The organism is Paenibacillus sp. FSL R7-0333, from assembly GCF_038000365.1.
GTDB lineage: Bacteria > Bacillota > Bacilli > Paenibacillales > Paenibacillaceae > Paenibacillus_AQ > Paenibacillus_AQ silagei.
Window position 1 is genome coordinate 1,623,890 of sequence record NZ_JBBOBZ010000001.1, and the last position, 21,509, is coordinate 1,645,398.

The window sequence follows — 21,509 nt, forward strand, 5'->3', positions numbered from 1 at the left end:
TGTAAGGGGTGAACAACGAATGTTCATATCCAACGAATCTGGAAGAAAGACGTATTCACTGGTCGGAAAACGTTATGCAGCTGCGGACAATACCCCTTTGACACCGGATGATTACCGCGATCTGGTGAAACGCCGTGCGGTTTCCATTCTGCATATTACTCCTGATGAGCAGGAGTGGCAGGGGAACGAAGAGCTCAGAAGAGAAACCGAGCAACTGATTATGGAGAAAATTCACCGTGACAGCAATCTGCTGCCCATTGATTTTTTGAGCAAGGGAGTTGAACGCGCCAAAGCGGTCTGCCGGATTGTAACACCTGCGGGACTTGGAACCGGATTCTTGATTGGCCGTGGGCTGGTGATGACTAACCATCATGTGCTGGCAAGCGTCGAGGAAGCAACTGGCAGCCAGGTTGAATTCGGATATGAAGAGAATGGGAGGATCGTCAAGCTTGCACTGAAGCCTGAGGAATTTTTCATCACTTCACCTTTTGAAGAATTGGACTTCTCGATCGTAGCCTGTGAGACTGCCGGGATTGAGGATGTGATTCCTGTGAAGCTGATGCGGAGTCCGACAACGATTACCCGTGGAGAATATGCGAATATTATCCAGCATCCCAAGGGCAGGCAGAAAGAGATTGCTCTGCAGGACAACACAGTCAGCTATGTCTATGAAAAAGTGATTCATTATACGACCGATACGGAGCCGGGCTCCTCGGGTGCAGCAGTGTTTAACAACCAGTGGCAGCTTGTTGCCTTGCATCATGCGGGCTGGTATACAGACAATGATCAGCAGCAGGCAGTGAATGAAGGCATAAGGATCTCCGCAATCGTTGCCAAACTTGTAGCTCTTGCCCAAACTGGTGATTCTGCTGCTCTGCAGCTGACACAGAAGCTTGAAGGCACTTCGCCGTATCTGGGATTCTACGATGTTGAGGGGCTGGTGGATAACCGCAGAGAGCTTGCTGAAATCGAAATCCCCTCCTTCAAAGGAGATAAACGGTTCGCGGATATCGGATTCTGGAATATTGAAAACTTCAACAATAGCGTAAGTGAACAGCGGATTAAGGATGTTGCCCATTTAGTGGCGGATATGTCGATGGATACGCTTGGCCTTGTTGAGGTAGAGCGGGGGGCGCTGGACCGGCTGAGACAAGAGCTGAAGAATCGCGGAGCTGCTATGGACTACGTGTACCTTGATGCAGATGGGGGGCAGGATCTTGCGGTGCTGTACGATACGACCACGGCTAATGTTGAGCTCAGAACTGACATTAACCTGAAGTACGGCCGGCTGCTGCGTTCAGAAATCAACGGTAAAACTGCTTTTCCGAGAGAGCCTCTATTCGCAAAATGTACAGTTAGAGAAGATGGCCAGAATGTTGAATTCCTGAAGATTGTGGTGCATCTGAAAGCCATGCGTGATGCGGTAAGCACCGAAAGACGAACGCTTGCCGCCCAGACATTGTCAGTCATCATTGAGGATCTGAAGCGTACAGAAGAGTTCAAGGAGCTGCCTATTCTACTGGGTGGAGACTTGAATGATGATGCAGGAAGTGTGTCACTGAGTCCGGTGATGAACATGCCCTCGGTGCTTACGCTAACCCTTGACGATGCACAGGCAGGTCATATCTCTTACATTGGTGATCATAAGTCGCTGATCGATCACATCATTATTACCAAGGATACCAGGGCAGGAGTTATCAGCTTCGACGGGAAGCAGGATGATGCCGGAATCGTCAGATTTGACAAAAGCATGCCTGATTATGCATCGAGAATCTCAGATCATGTTCCAGTCGTGCTGCGGATCATCTATAAAGACAGCAGCACCGAGCAGGATAACCTGAGGATTCCTTCAGTACCGAGTGTGGTTTGGGCGCAGGGAAATACGATGGAGCATGCGCTGCTCAAGCTTCAGCTGAACCGCTTCAGACTCGAAGAGGAGCGGGGATATTACGATGCCGAGAAGGATAAATTCGATATCGTGAACTACTATCGCAGTGTGGATCTCCAGTCCGGGGGAAGCCAGGTGTTCCGTCAGCTGCATCAGCTGATGCTTGAGACCCATAACAGCATTTTCTCCTACCCGGCAAGCCGGACGCAGCTGTATGCCGGAGTCGATATCCGCGAGGATGGCAGTCTGCACAGCCTGTATTCAGGAGAGAAGCTTGATGCAGAAGAACTGATCCGGGAGGATCACCGTACCGAACGGCTGCGGAAGGAGTTCATGGAGAGCCTTGCCCTTCACGGCCAGGAGGAGGAGGAAGGGTTCCAGGAGCTGATCGATGAGAAATTCGGGTTCAATGTCGAGCATGTTGTTCCCCAGTCCTGGTTCAGCAAAAGCTCGCCTATGCGGGGTGATCTGCACCACTTATTCATCTGTGAGAAGGAATGCAACAGCTATAGAAGCAACATTCCATACTATGATTTTGCTGACTATAATCCGGAAGCCTACCGGGAAACCGTCCGGAATGCCTGCGGGAAACGCGGCGGGATGATCCGCTTTGAGCCGGAGAGCGGCAAGGGGGAGGCAGCGAGAGCGGTTTTGTACTTCCTGGTACGGTATCCGGGAAAAATCGAACGGCAAAATGAGCGGATTGACATTAAGCTGCTGCTGGGCTGGCATAAGGAGCATCCGGTGAGCCTGCATGAGAAGCACCGCAATCAGCTGATCTTTGAATTGCAGGGCAATCGCAATCCCTTCATTGATCTGCCTGAAATTGCAGATCAAATAGAGTTTTAACCAAGAGAAATAAGGAGGCGGCAACGTAATGAACATGACTGGTACCGGAATTAATCAACCGCCTGCAGAAATGGTAAACCAGCTTCAGCAAGGCGGTTATGTGCTATATTTCCGCCATGCCCAGCCGGCTGAGACTTTTGGTGATCCGGGCTTAAGCTCGGAGGGGCAGGAAAAGGCGGCATTACTAGGCAACTGGATGAGGGAACAGAATATTAAGCTAAGTCTGCCTGTGTTAACCAGTCCTACGCATCGGACACAGGAGACAGGGAAGGCGGCTTTTCAGAGTATCCGTGTTGAAGAAGCTCTGGCTCATATGGATACATTGTTTATGGAGAATCCGGCCGGTGAAGCACTTGAGATGAAGACGCGCCTTGTGACTCTGTTGGAATCCATCCCCTCAGAGAGCACTAATACAGTGCTGGTGGCGCATAGTTTTTCCTTTAATAATCAGATCGAAGCCAGACCTTACCTCGGATTGATTCTGCTCAAGCCTAAGGGTGAAGCGCAAGGTTATGAGATTGCCGGTGCTTTTAATTTCTAATTAATAAGGAGACGATCATTATGCCACTGAATCCATATGGAGTGCTAAAAGGAAAAATCATCAAAGGAATACCTGCACCTCCCACAGGCGACAGCACCCCGCATTATCATGCTGTGGTCAAGGCTGCCGGCAAAGAATACAAATTAGCCATCAATGTTCAATCCACCGAGGCCCCTTCAGAGCTGCTTTATCTGGTCGGAGATAAATTTAATTCTGAACAGATTACCCACCTGCAGAGTTTAAAGGACGGGATCACTAAAATTGGTAAATCCAACCGTGATGAAATTGCCTTGGACTACATCCGCGGCGGACTGTTTGATCCCTCGAAGATGATCGCACTTCCATACAATGAAGACGGTCCCGATAATGACCTGAATGAGAAGGTTGATGCCTATTTGCAACGTGCAATTAAAGATGAAACAGCTAAAATTTATGTATACGGTGAGCCTTTCCCGGGCGGTATCCACAATATCCACATGAATCAAGGGAATGTTCAAAAATACAAAGCGGACGACGGCATTTGGCAGGATGGCGGAATTGTGATTCATTTTGAGCAGGAAGACAAATGGCTCGGCCTGTTCCTCGCCTTCCAGTCGCAATCCTGGTGCACCGATGACCAGGGTCATATGGAACGTCCGGTTAGTGAATGTAATCATCTGACTCAAAAGTCTGCACAGCTGTCTAATTAGAGCGAAAGGAGCATCATGATGAGCGGACATATTGAACATGAAGAAGGATTTATCCCCAAGTTTTTACTTGAGGAATTGGCGGAAAAAGGGAATGAGGATGCGAAACGCACACTTGCTGGTATGGCGGAGTTAGCCAAGAAAGAGAAGCAGGTAAAAAAAACGGAAGGCCAGGCGGTAAATAACGACTTCGAAGCCAGCCATAACCCGAAATGTGTAGTATATGACAGTCAGGGCACAGGAGAGCTCCGGTATAAATTAAGCCGCAAAGAAGGAGATGCTCTGCATAACGATCAGGCTGTAAACCTTACCTTCGATTACTCCAGCAAAACGCTGGAGTACTTCAAACACAAGCTTAACCGGAATTCCATCGACGATGAGGGGATGGATGTTATATGCAATGTTCACTTTAAGAAAAATTATAATAACGCCGTGTGGTTACCCAACCAGAATCAGCTTGCTATCGGTGACGGAGACGGAAAATGGTTCATCAATCTTAGCAAGAGCCTTGATGTTGTCGCTCATGAAATGGCTCATGGTGTCACCCAGTATGTCAATCATCTTGATTACATGAGACAATCCGGAGCACTTAACGAGCATTTCTCGGATGTCATCGGAACTGCTGTGCAGCAGTATGTAAAAGGGCAAACCGCACGAACGGCCGACTGGCTCATTGGCGATGAGATTGTGGGTTCAGAATTTCCCGGCAAAGCGCTCAGATCCATGAAGGAGCCGGGGACAGCCTATATTGGAGACAGGCAAGTGTCTCACTTCAGCAAGTATATGGAAATCCCCCTAGGTGATGATGGCGGAGGCGTACACTATTACAGCGGAATACCGAATAGGGCTTTCTATCTTGCGGCGATGGAACTGGGCACTGACCCGGCTGCATACTTATGGTACACTGCTTTGCAGGACCGTGAGACGATTAAGCATAATGCCAAGTTCACGGATCTGTTGCAGGCTCTTCTTATTGCAGGAGAGAAGCTGGTCCGGCAGGGCAAACTGCCGCAATCCGCAGTCGCAGTGATCACGAAAGTATTCAGTGATGTGGGGATTCTCCTGCCCGTTCATGCCTGAGGGAGGAGCGAAAAGAATTCCATGCATCAGCCGCATTGACAACCATTTTAGAAGCGGCTATACTTTCTGTAATCTTATAGTTGGTATACGTTGAACGAGCCAGTAGCAGCCTTGTCCCTGTTCCCAGAGAGCCGGGGGTCGATGGAACCCGGTACACACAAGCGGACTGCGAATTACGCCTCGGGAGTATCTTGGGTAATGCCAAGCGGAGCTAAGCGAACGATAACTCGCCTGAGAGTGGTATGGACCTGCGTGCAGCACTAGGTCTGTGCAATTTGGGTGGTAACACGGTTAATGATAATCGTCCCTGTGTCTGAATAGACAAGGGGCGATTTTTTGTTGTCTGTGCGAATTTGCTGGCTGGGTGCGTGGCGGGCTTAAGCTTCTGAGGCTGCTGCGGTAGGGCTGCTGTTTTTTTGACGGATACCAAGGGATATAGAACAATCACTTACACAAAAGGGGCTGTACATGTTGAACATTATCGACGAGCTATTGTGGCGCGATGCCATTAACCAGCAGACAGATGCGGACGGACTGCGTGAATTGACGGAGAGTAAGGCGGTGTCGCTATATTGCGGCGTTGACCCGACGGGCAACAGTATGCATATCGGCCACCTGATTCCATTCATGATGCTGCGGCGCTTCCAGCTGGCCGGTCACCGTCCGGTGATTCTGATCGGGGGAGCTACGGGAACGATCGGCGATCCGAGCGGACGCCAGAGTGAGCGCTCTTTGCAGACGATGGAGCAAGTGCAGGAGAATGTGGAGGCGCTGAGCGCCCAGATGAAGAAGCTGTTCATTACCGATGGCGACAATCAGGTGCGGATGGTGAACAACTACGACTGGACCAAGGATATGAACGTCATTGATTTCCTGCGTGATTTCGGCAAAAACTTCAGCATCAACACGATGCTCGCCAAGGATGTAGTCGCCAGCCGCCTGGACAGCGGCATCTCGTTCACGGAGTTCGCTTACCAGATTCTGCAGTCCATTGACTACCTGCATCTGTACCAGAATGAGGATGTGCAGCTCCAGATCGGCGGCTCGGACCAATGGGGGAATATTACGAGTGGCCTCGATCTGATCCGTAAAAAAGAAGGCAACGAAGCCAAAGCCTTCGGCCTGACCATTCCGCTCATGCTGAAGGCTGACGGTACGAAGTTCGGCAAAACCGCCGGTGGCGCCATTTGGCTCGATCCGAAGCAGACCACCCCTTATGAGTTCTACCAGTTCTGGGCGAACACCGATGACCGTGATGTGGTTAAATACCTGAAGTACTTCACCTTCCTGAGCAAAGAGGAGATTGAAGCGCTGGAAGAGAAGGTAGCGACCGAGCCGCATAAACGTGAGGCGCAAAAAGCGCTGGCTGAGGAAATGACCCGCTTCGTGCACAGCGAGGAGCTGCTAGAGCAGGCTAAACGCATCAGCGCGGCACTGTTCAGCGGCGATATCCGCTCCCTGACTGCGGACGAAATCGAGGAAGGCTTCAAGGAAATGCCGACCTTCACAGCGGGCACGGAGACCAAGAACATTGTAGACTGGCTCGTGGACCTGGGAGTGGAGCCGTCCAAACGCCAGGCGCGTGAGGATATTACCAAAGGCGCAATCTCGATCAACGGGGAGCGTGTGAATGAGCTGGAGACGGAGATTACAGCTGCAGATGCCATCGGCGGCAAGTTCATCATCGTCCGCAAGGGCAAGAAGAATTACAGCCTGGTGAAGCTGGTCTAAGCGCAAGCTGCCGGGTGATGGTTTGCGGAAGGCGAGTAGCGCGGGCCGGATGTTGAGCCGGATCTTGAGCGTTGTTAGGCTGGAACGAGGCTGAGGGTGAACTGGAACGAGGTTGATGGTGGCTAGGGTGAGGTAGATGAGTGAGGTTGAGCTAGGTGAGCTAGGTGAGCTAGAATGAGGCAGCTGAGTGAGAATGAGCAAGGTGAGCTAGAATGAGGTAGATGAGTGAGGTTAGGTTAGATGAGCTAGGATGAGCCAGAAGAGTTGGATTTGGCTAGATGAGGTAGAGTGAGATAGATGAGTTAGGTTGAGCTAGAGAGAGAATGGTGTGAAGTAACTGAGTGATTTGGCTATCCCGCTGTCAGCAGTGACGGGGATAGCCTTTTTTGGTGGTCGCGGAAGGTGAGACGGTCTCCCGCCTTCCTCCCCTGATCACCGTAGGCCGGAAGCGTGGCTGCGTCGTGAAATCACAGGGATAAATCCCTCTGATTTTGCTGGATGTAAGCTAAATGAGGAAATCAAGTGTATAAATCCCTCTAATCTTGCTGGAAGTAGGCTGAGTGAGGAAATCAAGTGTATAAATCCCTCTAATCTTGCTGGAAGTGGGCTGAATGAGGAAATCAAGTGTATAAATCCCTCTAATAGCTGCCGGGTGGGAAGAGGAGGCCGATGAGGAGCACAAGTGCACCTGAATTCAGCGCAAACGGTCGAAATGAGCAAATCAGGAGCATTAGTGCACTTGAATTCAGCGCAAACGGCCGAAATGAGCAAATCAGGTGCATTAGTGCCCTTGATTTCGCCGAAAGTGGGCTAGAGTAAGGGAATCAGGGGCACAAGTGCACCCGAATTCAGCCGAAGAGGCCGAAACGAGCAAATGAGGTGCATTAGTGCACCTCACCCGTCCAGCCCGCCATCAGGCGGGCGAGTCAGGCTTCAAAACAAATAGAAAACAATGCCTTTACCAGCAGCGACAGTCTGGCTGTAGAACCGCTGGATCCCGGTGAAGAACTGGAGCAGGTAGGCAAAGAACGCATCCGCGTCATCGTCAGATACCGTATCAGGGTCCAGCGGGTAGACCTCCTCCTCGGCCATGGTCCGGAAATCATACCGCAGGCGCAGCTGCGCTTCATCTAGTCCGGAGATGGCGTCAAGCGCTTCGGCCACTTGTCCGGCACGCAGGCAGAATGCCCCGTATGACCCGAACTCAATACCTTGGTCGGAATGCAGCGGGACCACATATCCGAGCGGCGCTGGCCCATCCGATATATCACCGCAGAGCAGGTAGTGAATCGCCTCCCAGGTACGGTCGATATCCAGCCCCGGGTACTTGTCTATGTTCAAGCTCGCCAGCGGGGTGCTGCCTGCGGCAATTTGCTGCACCAGTTCATCTTCCATTGCAAAGTAATATCCGCGTATCGCCATTGTATCAGCCTTCCTTCCATCGTTGGGATAGAGTAGTTGTACTTAATCCTCAAGCAGCGCAAGCTTGTCTTCGAGTTCAGCAATCTTAAGCCGGATAGCTTCTGCCCGGGGCTCGTCCTGTGCTTTCACCGCTACTGCCAATTCATCGGTAGCTATGCCGATCTGATATTCCAGATACGTGTAGTCGGATGCGGCGGCAGGGTGGGTGGAGCGTTGGGAATAGGTCATATGCCGAAGCCTCTTTTCTGTGATCTGTGATATATTCATGATACAGGGTTTGCAGGAAGGGCTCAACCTCGTTCCAGGGAAACCCGGTACAGGCTGCGACATTGTTCACAGACAATGAACCCGGTTCTGGTTTTACAGAAGTTAATCGCGAAAGCCCACTCCTTTAGGGGGGGATGAATCGTCTTTGTTTAAGGGACATCCTTATGTTGTAAAAATTGTACTAAATGAGCGCGTGTTCTTGTAGTAGTTAAATTGTTTAAATGCTACAATCGAGGTATGAGACAAGCCTTCAGAAATACCAAAACAACCGTATCCTTCATTAACTATCATTTTGTTTTTTTGCCCTAGATACAGACGTAAAGTGCTAGTCGATCAAGTGGTGATTCAGTTTAAGCAAATCGTTATAGAGATATGTGCCGAACAGGATTGGCAGCTACTCGCAATGGAAGTAAAGCCTGATCATGTGCATATTTTTCTAAACGTACTGCTCACCGATTCTCCCGCAGAACTTATGGCGAAACTGAAAAGAATCACTTCACTTCCCGGTGCCTCCGTGAACAATTTAAGCACTTGAACCACTTGCCTTCCCTCTGGACTCGTTCCTACTTGGTCAGTACCGCAGGGAACGTTTCAAGCAAAACGATCAAACAATATGGTGAAGAACAAAAAAAGAGGGGGTGAAACCCTGCAAACCGTAACGATTCAAATCCGCATTTTTCCGACCCGTCCGTCTGTACTAGTGGATATGGGCAACGAATACATTCGAACCGTCAACGAATTAACGGAGCAAGCCGAACGGTCTGGAACGTTTCCCAAACTAACTTCAAAAACCATTCATGCCAATCTACCCTCTGCCGTAAAGAATCAAGTGATTCGAGATGCCAAAAGCCTATTTCAGCGGTTCAAGAAAACGAAAAAGCGGCCTCTTCTCCAAAAGAGGGTGTACTACGTGAACAATCAAAATTATACGATTTGGGGCAACCACATTTCTTTCCCCGTGATCCTGGATGGAAAAGTACAACGGTTTGTTGTTCCTGTGCTTCTGCCGGATCGGGAGCGAGACATGCTTTCAAATGGGAAGCCTGGACTTCTGCGCGTGGTTCAAAAGTCAGCGAAATGGTTTGTTCAAATTTCAATCGAACGCCCTACTGAGCCAGCCGAGGGTCATGAAGTGATGGGGATTGATTTAGGCTTGAAAGTGCCTGCTGTTGTCGTGACTTCTAGTGGCAAGACAAAATTTTGCGGAAATGGACGTAAAAACAAATTTGTTCGCCGTAAGTACAGTACCTATCGCCGCAAATTAGGAAAGCTTAAAAAGCTATCCGCAATCCGTAAACAGAATGACAAGGAAAGTCGTTATATGAAAGATCAGAATCACAAAATCAGCCGCCAGATCGTGAATATGGCGATTCAAGAACAGGTGTCTGTCATCAAGCTGGAGAAGCTGACGGATATTCGTAAGACGACAAGAACAAGTCGTAAAAACGCTAAAAACCTGCATCATTGGTCGTTCTATCAGTTGCAAATGTTCATCGGATATAAGGCGACACTCGCTGGAATCCAAGTGGTTGAAGTGAATCCGGCATACACTTCGCAAACCTGTCCCTCTTGTGGAGAGCGGAACAAAGCAAAGGATCGAACGTATCAGTGCGACTGCGGTTATACAGCGCATCGGGATCGGGTCGGTGCCATCAACATCATGCGTCAACCTGTGGCAGATGGTAACAGTCTGCCAGCCTAGATAGCTATACGCTCTGATCTAGGATGGGCGAATGAACTCGCCCTTAACTTAGCAGTAGGGCAAAGCGGAAACGTATGCGCCCGCTAACTAGCTAAGAATCCCACCCTTTTAAGGGTGTGGAAGTTCAACATGAGTAGTATTGAAAATTATAACTTAATTTTTCAGTAACAGTATGCGGGAGAAATTTCCGCAAAGGAAGGTTTGGTATACATAATGATAGCTGTATCTTTTAACACCTTGGATGAGGCCAGGAACTATCTGGAGGAGCTGGATGTGAACCGTGGGCTGGTGCTGTTCGCTGCGGCTGCGGCTGTCCGGGAATTATCCCGTCATGCGCCTTCGCGGGCAGTATTGTGCTCAACCAAGGGGGAATATACTCCGCAGGGCTACCGCAGTGGCGTAATTACTGGTTTTGAATACGAAGCCGGTGTAGCAGATATTGTGGGCATTCTGCACCCTCCCGTGCTTAGCGCAAGTACGCTGGAGATTGCTTACCGCAAGGTCTGCGGCAATCCGAATGCTTTTCTGATGCTGCTCTGTGACGGCACAGGCGGGATGGAAGAGATGCTGCTCTCCTCGCTGTATTTTATGGACCCGCAATTCAAGGTGATTGGCGGCAGTGCGGCTGACGATGAGCGCGGCGAGACTTACCTCTATATAGGAACCCGCCGGGTGCGGAACCTGGGGATTTATTTCAATATGCCTGCCCGCACAGCCCTGGTCAAAGAGAATATATATGTCCCGGCCGGGAAGACGCTGCTGGTGACAGAAGCCGATGTGTTCGGCAGAAGGGTGTATTCCTTCAACGGGCGGCCTGCGGCCGGGGAATACGCGCGCGTCCTGGGTGTGCCGGAGAAGGAGCTGGCAGAGCATTTTCTGAGCAGCCCGCTGGGCAAAAGATACGAGGATGATCTGATCATAGCCTCCCCGAAGGCGGTTCATCCGGACGGCTCTGTCACCTTTTACAGCCAGATGATGTCTAGTACTTATGTGGAGCTGCTGAGTTCAGCCGATCCGCTGGCAGTGCTGGAGGAGACGCTGGGCGGCAGTCCGTTCAAGCCTTCGTTTGTCCTCAATATTAACTGTACGCTGCGGGACCAGCTGTTTACACGGGACGGTCTTTGGGGAGCTTTTGACGAGAGGATGCTTGGGTTCTGCGGCAACACTACAGGCTTCATCAGCTATGGAGAGCAATATTATACTAAGCATGCCAATCAGACTATGATTCTGCTGCTGGTTGAATAAGGGAGAGTTGAAATCGGATGGAGTGGTTAAGCAAACTGCGCACAGCTTGGGGGAGAACCCCCTCTGCTGAAGGCGTTCAAAGTCACAGTAATACAAGCGGGTTAGCGGAGAGAGCCATGGCAGAGCGTGTGATCGCAGCTAAGGATACGGTCGCATTAACAGAAACGGTTATAGCAGAGGGAAAAGCCGCAGTAGAGGAAGCAGGCACTAACGCACATGTACCTCACAGCGGTAACGATAGCGTAGAACCGTCTGCACATGCTTCAGGCACGGTGTCTTATGGGGAACATGCATATGCCCTGGCGGAGCAGATCCGCCTTGAGACTGGAGCTATCCTGAAGGAAGAGGCCCAACTGGTGGAGGACTTCGAGGCCTTGCGGGCAGGCGGCGGGGAGATGATCGGCCAAATCGCCGGGACTCAGCAGCTCCTGGAGCATTTGAAGACCAACAACGGACAGACTGAAGATCTGATTAATGAAATGTATGGCAGCTTGTCCTACTCATCCAACAAAATCGAATTTGCCAAGGAAGCCAATATCCAGATCTCTGCGGAAATGCAGAAGGCCTCGGAGGTATTTACTGAGTTCGTTGCTTTGAATGAGGATCTGCGGGAGCATTTCCACAGCATTGAGCAGCTGGCCAAGATCATCACGGATATTGCCGAGCAGACGAATCTGCTCTCGCTGAATGCGGCGATTGAGGCGGCGCGGGCTGGTGAGCATGGACGCGGCTTCGCCGTTGTCTCCACGGAGATCCGCAAGCTTGCTGACAGCACCCGCAGCCATGTGAAGGAGATTATGGGTTCACTCTCAGGAATGACCCGTGTCATGGAGCAGATTCACAGCAAGTCCGGGGATGGAACGCTCGCGATGAACGAGACCACGGCGAAGATCGGTGAGTCCACCGTATATATGAATGAAATCGTAGTCGCGGAGGAGCAGGTCTTCGAGCATCTGGAGGCAATCCAGGAGTCCCAGGAGAGCAGCATGGAGGATGTGGAGCAGATCAACAGCGACTTGCTGCGTATTCTGGAGAAATCGGGCCAGGACACAGACCAGTTCCGTAAGCTGGTTCTTACCGTCCAGAAGAAGGCCGACCATTACCAGCAGCTGCTGAATCATCTGCATCAGATCGGGCTGCTCCAGCAGGCGGAAGAAGCAGAGAAGACTGGCGCATAAGCAGATATGGTAAAAGGGAAAACCACCCGGCAGCGGGAGTGAAGCTGCCGGGTGGTTTTGTGTTGTGTCCGGCATGGGCACAGGTAACACTCCTCTTGCTGGTGAAACACCGCTAAGGGGGAGGGGCCCAGCCAGCGTAAGCTTCACGCGCCTTATGACTAGACAACTCGCGTATGATGCGGGAGGGAAAGAGTTGGATAAACTCCACCTGCTGACCGGCAACCGTCCTATGCCAATACAGCAATTGGATAAACAGCACTTAAATGAACCCGTTTCCCCGAAACTGGCCTAAACGACCATAATTAGTTGTTGTTTATCCACTTACTTCCGGAAATTCCTTGGAAACCAGCATAGCAAGCTGCGTTTTTCCACTTGTTTGCTGAGAGGCAGCGTTCTCCGCCATCGGCAGGAGGATATTCCACTACTACAGCGAGATCAGCCTGTATTCATAAGCGCCAATGGGCAGCGGACCGGCGGGCACAGGATTGCCAGTCAACACATCCTGCCCGCTGTGCGGCAGGGTGACGCTGCCGCCAAGCCCGTCCATGTTGACGAGCGTCCACAACTCTCCGTCAGCGCCCCTTCTTGGGCAGAGAATGGTGCCCGGGGTGACATCACTGCGCCGGGTGACCCCGGCGCGGGAGGCGTAATGCTCAATCAGCGCGCACAGCTGCTTGTCGCCCTCGCCGCCTGAGGGCAGCGAGCCAAGCATGACGATGGCTCCCCGGCCATAGGGCTGCTCGGTCAGGTAGGCCAGGCCCGGCGTCCGGCCTTCCGTGATCATGCCGATCACGATGGCTCCGCCCGGCAGCGGCTCGAAGACGGCGCTCCATAGCGACAGCGGTGCGGAGCATCCCAAGGCCTCCCCGACGCTGCCCGTCCCCTCCATCGGGTAGACGAAGGTAGTGTTCACACCTGCGAAGCGCTCCAGTTCTCCCAGCGCAGCATCCGTATGCAGCGTATGCTCGGCGGTGCGCCCTCCGCTAAGCGGGCCACAGATCCAGATGCCGCCAGCCGCGGTGAAGGCGAGCGCCCGCGCCATGTATTCCGGCGACAGATAATGGATAAAAGGCGTGAACAGCAGCTTATAGCCGCTTAAATCGCCGCCTTCCGGCAGCAGGTCACGGTGAATCCCCAGATCGAGAATCCGTCTGTAAAAGTCCCCCAGCAGGGAACGGTAGTTCAGCTGCCGGTGCGGCTCCGTGGCCAGGAACGCCTTGGCCCGGTCCGAATAAGTAATCGCCACCTCGGCCTTGAGCGGCCGGGTATTCAGCATGTGCGGCTCGATCCGCAGCCTGGCGGCGGAAGCTGCGCGCACATTGTCATACCCGAGCGCAGGCTGACCCCAGGCGCTGATAATCGAGCTGTGCGTCTGCTCGCTGCCCGTGCGCTGCTGCCGCCACAGCCAGTAGCAGAAGGCGCCTGCCCCTAGCGCGTAGGCGGCCACGGCTTCAGCGGTGAGATAGCCGTCCGGGTGCGGCTCGCCGTAGCTTGTAAGCGAAGCGGCATAGGCCGGGCCGGTCTCCATCAGCCAGAAATCCCGCCCGGGCTTGAAGCCGCGCCACAGATCACAGTTCAGCAGATAAGCGTGTCTGTTGGCCTGGGAGGCATAGGTGTCGAACGAAGCGAAATCAAGCTCCCGGAACAGCTGCTCATTGTCCAGATGAAAAGGGACATTGCTGTTGTGCGTGATCGGAGCCGCCGAATAGCGGCGGATGATCGCCGCCTGTTCCCCTGCGAATTCCGCAACCTTCTCCATCTGGAACAACCGGTACTGGGTGACGAGCGATGAATTATGCAGAAAAGGCGTAGCCACCGGCTGCGGCACCTGATCGAACCGCTGGTAGGTCTGGCTCCACACGCCGGTTCCCCAGGCATCATTGAGCTCCCCAATACTGCCGTAGCGGTGCTCCAGCCACTCCTGCCACAGAGAGCGGCAGGACCCGCACATGCATTCGGCCACATGTGCCTTCAGCTCATTGTCGAGCTGCCAGGCGGCAAGGCCCGGGAGCTGTCCCAGCACCCGGGCCAGCTCTTCCGTAATTACCGCAGCCCGCTGCCGGAAATAAGGGTTATTTGTGCAAACATGCTGTCGTGACCCGTGACTCATCACTGCGCCGTCTGCCCGGATGTGCAGCCGCTCCGGGTGCCCGTGGGTCAGCCAGACCGGCGGGGTCGCGGTCGGCGTACACATGACCGTATCGATGCCGTGATCGTGCAGCTGCCGGATATGCTCGGCGAACGGCCGGACGTCGATAGAATCCTCCTCCGGCTCCAGCAGCGACCAGATGAACTCGCCCATACGTACCAGATTAATGCCTGTCTCCTGCATGAGCCGAAGATCCTGCTGCCGCTCAGCCTCCCCCCATAGCTCGGGGTACCACGCGGCACCGTAAAATAGCTTTTGCTTCATTCTTTTAACCTCCTTGAAAAAGCTCCGCACGGGCTCTGTATGATCTTATCTTTCTATTCCCCATCCCTAAGCTACATAGTTTGAACTTGAAAACATAAATTTTGGGAAAAGTGGCGGAGGGGAATTTTGGAGCTGTAGGAGCGGTAGCGTACGCCTGAAAGCTTTCCGCAGGAAAGCTCGCATCGTAAGCATCAGCTGTCTGCGGATTTCTACCGCGAACAGCGGTCTAATCAAAGAAATCTGCAGAAGGGCAGCGGCCGAAAGCCCAAAACTTCTCTGAAGTCACGGCTATCCCATACTGAGTACTTACAAGGTTCAATTTATATAGTGTCTGCCCCCCACATGCAATAGTAAAGTTTTGCCGGTTTTGGACTTTATTGCGGAAGCGGCGCTGAAGCCATACCGGGCGCTGTCCAAAAAGTCCGATTGCCGGAAAAACACCCGCCAACCATAATAGAAAGCGCAGCCACGGCAATGTAGTGAAGTGTAGTAGCGAGGCTGCTTATCCATACGGAGGTGAATGTAAATGAAGCAAGGAGCAGCAATGGGGGCAGCAGAGATCAGCGCGGGTACAAGCTTCCGCCGCAGCAGGCGCGAGCAGCGCTTCAGACGTCTGAAGCGGGACAAATGGCTCTACATACTGCTCAGCCCCGGACTCCTGTATTTCCTGCTGTTCAAATATGTGCCGATGTGGGGCGTGCTGCTCGCCTTTAAGGATTACCAGCCATTTCTGGGCTTCTGGAAGAGCGGCTGGGTCGGCTTGGAGCATTTCCGTACCTTTTTCCAGAATCCTGATTTCTTCATGCTGCTGCGCAATACGCTGGTGCTGTCGCTGTATAATCTGGTGTTCTTTTTCCCGGCACCGATTATCCTGGCACTACTGCTGAATGAGATCCGGCTCTCCTTCTACAAAAGGACGATTCAGACGCTGATCTATGTGCCCCACTTCATCTCCATGGTCATCGTCGCCAGTATCTCCTACGTGTTCCTTACGACACAGGGCGGCGCGGTCAACGAATTCCTGTTCACGTTCACCGGGCGCAAAATTGATTTCCTCGCCAATCCCGACTGGTTCCGCCCGATGATTATTCTGCAGACCATCTGGAAGGAGTGCGGCTGGGGGACGATTATCTTTCTCGCTGCCCTGGCCGGTGTCGATGTGGAGCAATATGAAGCAGCCGTGGTGGACGGAGCCAGCCGCTGGCGCCAGACCTGGCATATTACACTGCCCGCGATCCGCAGCACGATTGTCATTCTGCTGATTCTGCGGATGGGCACGATTCTGGATAACGGCTTCGAGCAGATCTATCTGATGATGAATGCGCTGAACCGTGAGGTGGCGGAGGTCTTCGATACTTATGTGTATGCGCTGGGGATTACCCAGGGAGCGTTCAGCTACAGCACAGCAGTCGGCTTGTTCAAATCGGTCATCGGGGTCGTGCTGGTGCTCGGCACCAACTGGCTCGCCAAGAAGTCGGGCGAATCCGGATTATATTGAAAAGGAGGCATTATGTGTGGCTAAACGTTACCGCAGCGCCGGAGAGATCACCTTTGACGTCTTTAATTACGTGGTGCTGGGCATCATCGGGATCGCAGCCATCCTGCCGTTCCTGTTTGTAGTCGCCGGTTCCTTCGCCACCGAGGCGGAAATTACGAAGCGCGCTGTCTTTTTGATTCCGACGACGATCTCACTGGACGCTTACCGGTTTATTTTCTCCACAGATACCATTGTCCGCAGCATCGGGGTCTCACTGTACGTGACGGTGATCGGTACGGCAGTTAATTTGTTCTTCACGGTTACCATGGCCTACCCGATGGCGAAGCGGTACCTGATGGGCCGCAATCTGATCCTCAATCTGGTCATCTTCACCATGCTGTTCGGGGGCGGGATGATTCCCACCTATCTGGTGATCCGCGAGCTGCATCTGCTCGATACGCTGAATGCCTTGATTCTTCCGGGGGCGATCAGCGCCTTCAACCTGATTATCGTGAAGAACTTCTTCCAGGAGCTTCCCGCCGAGATGGAGGAGGCGGCCCGCATCGACGGCTGTACGGAGCTGGGGCTGCTGTGGAGGATTGTGCTCCCGCTGTCGAAGCCTGTGCTGGCGACGTTCACGCTCTTTTATGCGGTCGGACACTGGAATAACTTCTTCTCGGCGCTGCTCTACATTAATGATCCATCCAAGTGGCCGCTGCAGGTGATGCTGCGCCAGATCGTCATGCTGTCCCAGTCGGCAGCGGGGGATCTCAGCTCCATGGACCCGAATTTCGTGCAGCCGCCGGAGCAGTCAATCAAAATGGCCGTCATCGTGGTCGGCACCCTGCCGATTATGTGCGTCTATCCGTTTCTGCAGAAGCATTTTGCCAAAGGGGTGATGCTGGGTTCAGTCAAAGGGTAACCGGTTAGTCAACATATAAAGGGAGGCCAAGTGATGATGAAGATGAAGCGGAGCAGAGGTTCACGGTCTGCGAAAAAAGGGTTGTTCATGCTGCTGGCTATGATTATGATTCTAAGTGTATTGTCCGGCTGCGGCGGGAATGGGGAGAATGCGGGAGCGGGACAGAAGGAGCCTGCCGGGGATAGCGGGAAGGCGGACGGCACAGCCAAGGCTGAGGAGCCGCTTGCGCTGACATTGATGCTGCCGATTTTCAAAACCAATTATCCGAAGGACGGCAGTCCGGTCGCCGCCAAGCTGGAGGAGCTGACGAACACCAAGATTCATTTCGAATGGGTGCCTAATGCGTCATATGCCGACAAATTCAACATTACGCTGGCTTCCGGCAAGCTGCCTGATATTATGTATGTAGGTGATGTGAAGGCCTCCAGCTTCGTGAATGCAGCGAGATCCGGCGCGTTCTGGGAGGTGGGTCCGTATCTCAAGGATTATCCGAATCTCAGCGGGGCGAAGGAGGTCATTCTGAATAACTCGGCCATCGACGGCAAGAATTACGGAATCTACAGAGGGCGGGCGCTGGGACGTAACGGCGTGGTGTTCCGCAAGGACTGGATGGAGAAGCTTGGGCTCGCGGAACCGAAGACCGTTGATGATTTCTATTCGATGCTAAAAGCGTTCAAGGAGCAGGACCCGGACGGCAACGGCCAGGCGGATACGTACGGCATGGTGCTGGTCAAGTGGACCGGCCAGTGGGCCAGCGGCTTCGATACGATGAAGCTGTGGTTCGGAGCTCCGAACAAGTGGGGCGTGCAGGAGGGGAAGCTGGTGCCTGAGCATGAATACCCCGAGTATTTGGAAGCGCTTAAATTTATGAAAAAGCTGTATGACGAGCAGTTGATCAACGCCGACTTCGCGGTAATGGACAGCTCCAAATGGAATGATCCGGTCGTCAACAACAAGGCCGGCGTCATTGTCGATGTGGTCGATAACGCGGCCCGGCTGGATGACAAGATTCATGCCGCTCTCCAAAAAGAAGGCAAAGACGAGCCGGAACGCCATTATATGGATGTCATCGGCGGTGTGACTGGAGCAGACGGCGCGCTGCATACCCTCCCGACCTCGGGCTTCTCCGGCATGCTGGCCATTCCGAAGTCTTCGGTCAAAACCGAGGAGGAGCTGAAGCAGGTCCTGGCCTTCCTGGACCGGCTGAATGATGAGGATCTGCAGACGATGCTGAACTATGGTATTGAAGGCGTGCATTACAAGCTGGTGGACGGATATATCGAACGCTCCAGCGATACGGTTCTGCTGGAATCGGAAGTGGAAGGGTTGAACCAGATGCTGCCGTTCATTCCTGAGGACAAGGCGAAGCAGGTGAAGCAGACGCCGCTGCGGCTGAAGCAGACTGAGGTACAAAAGACGAATGAAGCGACGATTGTGACCAATCCCGCCGAAGCGCTGATCTCGGCAGTCTATACGCAAAAGGGTTCGCAGCTCGATAATGTAATCAACGATGCGCGCATCAAATTTATTGTCGGCCAGATCGATGAGGCCGGGTTGAAGTCCGCTTTTGAGGTATGGCGGAAGACTGGCGGAGATGAGCTGGTGAAGGAAATGAATGAATTGTACGCCTCAGGCGGCAAGTAAAGTCCGGTCCTGCTCCAGTCTCCGGCCGGTCTGTCCCCGCTGCGGCTGCATGGCGGCAACTCTAAACTAAGGATTCGGCTGGTGAAACGAATGGAGAATGAAGCGGCAGGAGCACGGAACAGGTATACCGGAGGCCGGGCGGGACGCAAGGGCCGTTATTACCGCAATAATCTCATTATTGTGCTGATCGTCTCGTCCATTCCCGGGCTGATCATTGGACTGCTGGTTTACTTTATGGCCGGGGGAAGTTTGGAAAAGGAGCTGCTCCGGATGCATAACCGGCAGATTGAGCAGCGGGCGGACAACATTAATGATCAATTGTCCAATCTGGAGCTGATGCTGGCCCATTGGGCGTTCGATCCGAAGTTCGACTACGGACTGAGCAACATGGATTTCACCCGGAATCATGAACGGGCCTGGGATATTACGAAGACGCTGGTAGTCATGCAGGGTTCCAATTCCATGGTTCGGCAGGTTGAGCTGTATTTGGCCGGTAATCAGCCGGTACGCTTCGGCACGGAGTACGGGACGTTGTCTGCGGAGGAGGAAGTGCTGTACGGGAAGCTGCTGAAGCAGGAGCGGAGCACGTACTGGACGGAATGGGCTTTTGATCCGGTGAACCCGGAGCAGAAGGAGCTGACGCTGGTGCACCATATCCCCGGCGGCAGCCGGGAGCCCTTCGGGGCGCTGCTGCTGCGCATGGATACAGAGAAGGTATCCGCGATGCTGCGGACCATGACACCGTACAACACGGGGGAGGTGTTCATGGAGCAGAAATCCGGCGGACTGTTCATCTCGGGGGGCGGAATGGATGCGCCCACGCCGCTGGTTACGGCGCTGCGGACGGCGATTACAGCCAAAGGCAGCCTGGATAGCGGATCCTTTTTGTATGACTGGAATGGGGTTACTTATGCGGTGACCTATGGTGATTTCTCGCGGATTGCCAGTGAATGGCGGTATGTGTCGGCTTCTCCGATCTCCAGCGTAACCTCTCCAGTGGTCTGGCTGTCCCGGATGATTATCCTGGTCAGCTTGTGCGCCTTGCTGCTGGCGGCGGTCCTGTCCTGGATTGCTTCCCGCAGAATCTATTCGCCGGTCCGCCGCCTGCTTCAGACGCTGCTCCCTGAACATGCGGCCTCCGGGGACCGGGTGGATGAGCTGACGCTGATCGAGCGGCACTGGCAGAACCTGCACGGACAGCAGCATGCCCTCCAGTACACGCTCTCGGAGCAGCTTCCACATGTGCAGCAGAGCTTCCTGCACCAGTTGTTCCAGGGGTATCTGTATGCCTATTCCGAACAGGATCTCCAGAGCCGGATGAAGCAGTATAAGTGGGAAGTGGAGAACTGTACGTTCGTGGTGCTGTACATCCAGCTGACCGGCATCTCCAGCCTGGAGGCCAAATTCCGCAGCGGCGACGAGAGTCTGGTGTCGTTCGCGGCCGTCAATATTACCTTGGAGCTTGCCCGTGAGCATTTCGGCCGGGCGGAGACGGTCAATCTGCATGACCTTACCTCCGGGATGCTGCTGATGGAACCGGGAAGCGGCCCCGATCCGGCCCGTGTGGGCGCCTTCGGTGAAGAGCTGGCGGCTACCTTGAGCCGGATGCTTAAGCTTCAGGCCACGGTGGCGTACAGTGCAAGGATCGGGAGCATCTCCGCGATTCCGCGGGCGTTCGAGGCGGCGAAGCAGGCGGCCAGCCACAGCAGGTACGGAGGCGGGAACCAGATCATCAGCCTGGAGCAGCTGGAGCGGGAGGGGCAGGGCGCCCCATTGCCGCAGTATTCCTTCGCGCTGGAGCGCGGGCTGATTCAGGCGCTGCGGACCGGAGAAGCAGAGGAGGCGGACCGGCTGCTGGAGGAATTCCTGGAGACGCTCTCCGCAGGCGGCGCGAAGGTGATCGACGTACAGCAGGGGATGCTGCATCTGCTCGGTGCGATTCTTCATGCGGTGCTGGAGGCCGGGATGGCCCAGAGCCAGCTACTGCGCGGCAGGAATCTGTATGCCAGCCTCTCGCAGATCCATGAGCCGGGCCTGATTCTCTCCTGGTTCCGCACGCAGGTAATTGCTCCCTTCCTGAAGGAGCTGTGCGAACGATCTGACGCCGGAATAAGACGGACGATTGATCAGGCGATGCTGTACATTCAGCAGCATTATATGGACAATATCTCGCTGGATAGCTGTGCAGATGTTACAGGTACCAGCCCTTTTCTGCTCAGCAAGTCGTTCAAGCGGGTCACCGGGCAGAATTTCATCGATTATCTGACGGAGCTTCGGCTCGCCAAGGCGAAGGAGCTGCTGCGGGACACGGATCTGAAGATGAACGATGTCGCCTTGCAGGTCGGCTATCAGCAGAGCTATTTCAACCGGATTTTCAAAAAACAGGAGGACATCACGCCGACACGTTACCGTGAGCTGAGCCGACAGGAGGGGGAGAAGGAGAACGGGACCCGGTAATCAGGGA

At 53.5% G+C, this 21,509-nt stretch carries 15 protein-coding genes and 1 pseudogene; 13 read left to right on the top strand and 3 right to left on the bottom strand.

Translation table 11 applies throughout. The features are described 5' to 3' along the window. The first annotated feature begins 19 nt into the window (after positions 1-19). From MKY86_RS06760 to tyrS, 5 genes are all read left to right on the top strand, one after another. Positions 20-2,737: an endonuclease gene (locus MKY86_RS06760; protein WP_083685209.1), complete on the top strand. Its 2,718-nt coding sequence runs from the start codon at positions 20-22 to the stop codon at positions 2,735-2,737. Between the two features lie 28 nt (positions 2,738-2,765). Beyond that, a complete protein-coding gene (locus MKY86_RS06765) occupies positions 2,766-3,278 on the top strand; it encodes a histidine phosphatase family protein (RefSeq protein WP_076079680.1) in 513 nt (170 codons plus the stop codon). A gap of 20 nt (positions 3,279-3,298) precedes the next feature. Further along, complete coding sequence (locus tag MKY86_RS06770) at positions 3,299-3,967, top strand: YukJ family protein (protein ID WP_076079679.1); 669 nt, start codon at positions 3,299-3,301, stop codon at positions 3,965-3,967. A gap of 18 nt (positions 3,968-3,985) precedes the next feature. After that, complete coding sequence (locus MKY86_RS06775; protein WP_076079678.1) at positions 3,986-5,044, top strand: M4 family metallopeptidase; 1,059 nt, start codon at positions 3,986-3,988, stop codon at positions 5,042-5,044. Positions 5,045-5,515: 471 nt separating this feature from the next. Further along, positions 5,516-6,775 (top strand): tyrosine--tRNA ligase, encoded by a 1,260-nt coding sequence (tyrS, locus tag MKY86_RS06780; RefSeq protein WP_076079745.1) that lies wholly within the window; start codon positions 5,516-5,518, stop codon positions 6,773-6,775. A 933-nt stretch (positions 6,776-7,708) separates the two neighbouring features. On the opposite strand, the gene MKY86_RS06785 is transcribed toward tyrS, so the two are convergent. Both MKY86_RS06785 and MKY86_RS06790 read right to left on the bottom strand, forming a co-directional pair. Beyond that, positions 7,709-8,197, bottom strand: a complete 489-nt coding sequence (locus MKY86_RS06785) for a YfbM family protein (RefSeq protein ID WP_076079677.1) — start codon at positions 8,195-8,197, stop codon at positions 7,709-7,711. Between the two features lie 42 nt (positions 8,198-8,239). Further along, positions 8,240-8,425: a hypothetical protein gene (locus MKY86_RS06790; protein ID WP_076079676.1), complete on the bottom strand. Its 186-nt coding sequence runs from the start codon at positions 8,423-8,425 to the stop codon at positions 8,240-8,242. Positions 8,426-8,701: 276 nt separating this feature from the next. Here MKY86_RS06790 and tnpA point away from each other — a divergent pair. The 4 genes and pseudogenes from tnpA to MKY86_RS06810 all read left to right on the top strand — a co-directional run bounded on the left by tnpA (position 8,702) and on the right by MKY86_RS06810 (position 12,589). Further along, positions 8,702-9,106: pseudogene (tnpA, locus tag MKY86_RS06795) on the top strand (IS200/IS605 family transposase). Beyond that, positions 9,078-10,166, top strand: a complete 1,089-nt coding sequence (locus MKY86_RS06800; RefSeq protein ID WP_076079675.1) for an RNA-guided endonuclease InsQ/TnpB family protein — start codon at positions 9,078-9,080, stop codon at positions 10,164-10,166. Before tnpA ends, MKY86_RS06800 begins: the two are co-directional and overlap by 29 nt. 213 nt (positions 10,167-10,379) lie before the next feature. Next, positions 10,380-11,411 (top strand): FIST signal transduction protein, encoded by a 1,032-nt coding sequence (locus MKY86_RS06805; RefSeq protein ID WP_076079674.1) that lies wholly within the window; start codon positions 10,380-10,382, stop codon positions 11,409-11,411. A 116-nt stretch (positions 11,412-11,527) separates the two neighbouring features. Then, positions 11,528-12,589, top strand: coding sequence for a methyl-accepting chemotaxis protein (locus MKY86_RS06810; protein ID WP_340826662.1), 1,062 nt, complete (start codon positions 11,528-11,530; stop codon positions 12,587-12,589). A 424-nt stretch (positions 12,590-13,013) separates the two neighbouring features. On the opposite strand, the gene MKY86_RS06815 is transcribed toward MKY86_RS06810, so the two are convergent. Then, the gene (locus MKY86_RS06815; protein ID WP_076079673.1) at positions 13,014-15,002 is read right to left on the bottom strand and encodes a beta-galactosidase; all 1,989 of its coding nucleotides are present in this window, start codon (positions 15,000-15,002) and stop codon (positions 13,014-13,016) included. Positions 15,003-15,528: 526 nt separating this feature from the next. Between MKY86_RS06815 and MKY86_RS06820 the strand changes: the two genes are divergently transcribed. The 4 genes from MKY86_RS06820 (at position 15,529) to MKY86_RS06835 (ending at position 21,502) form a co-directional block, all read left to right on the top strand. Next, positions 15,529-16,500 carry an ABC transporter permease gene (locus tag MKY86_RS06820; RefSeq protein ID WP_076079672.1) on the top strand — a complete coding sequence of 324 codons (972 nt, stop codon included), beginning with the start codon at positions 15,529-15,531 and terminating at the stop codon, positions 16,498-16,500. A gap of 16 nt (positions 16,501-16,516) precedes the next feature. Beyond that, positions 16,517-17,401: a carbohydrate ABC transporter permease gene (locus MKY86_RS06825; RefSeq protein ID WP_036722627.1), complete on the top strand. Its 885-nt coding sequence runs from the start codon at positions 16,517-16,519 to the stop codon at positions 17,399-17,401. Between the two features lie 36 nt (positions 17,402-17,437). Then, positions 17,438-19,045 carry an extracellular solute-binding protein gene (locus tag MKY86_RS06830; RefSeq protein ID WP_076079743.1) on the top strand — a complete coding sequence of 536 codons (1,608 nt, stop codon included), beginning with the start codon at positions 17,438-17,440 and terminating at the stop codon, positions 19,043-19,045. A gap of 90 nt (positions 19,046-19,135) precedes the next feature. Continuing rightward, the gene (locus MKY86_RS06835) at positions 19,136-21,502 is read left to right on the top strand and encodes a helix-turn-helix domain-containing protein (protein WP_076079671.1); all 2,367 of its coding nucleotides are present in this window, start codon (positions 19,136-19,138) and stop codon (positions 21,500-21,502) included. The last annotated feature ends 7 nt before the right edge of the window (positions 21,503-21,509 follow it).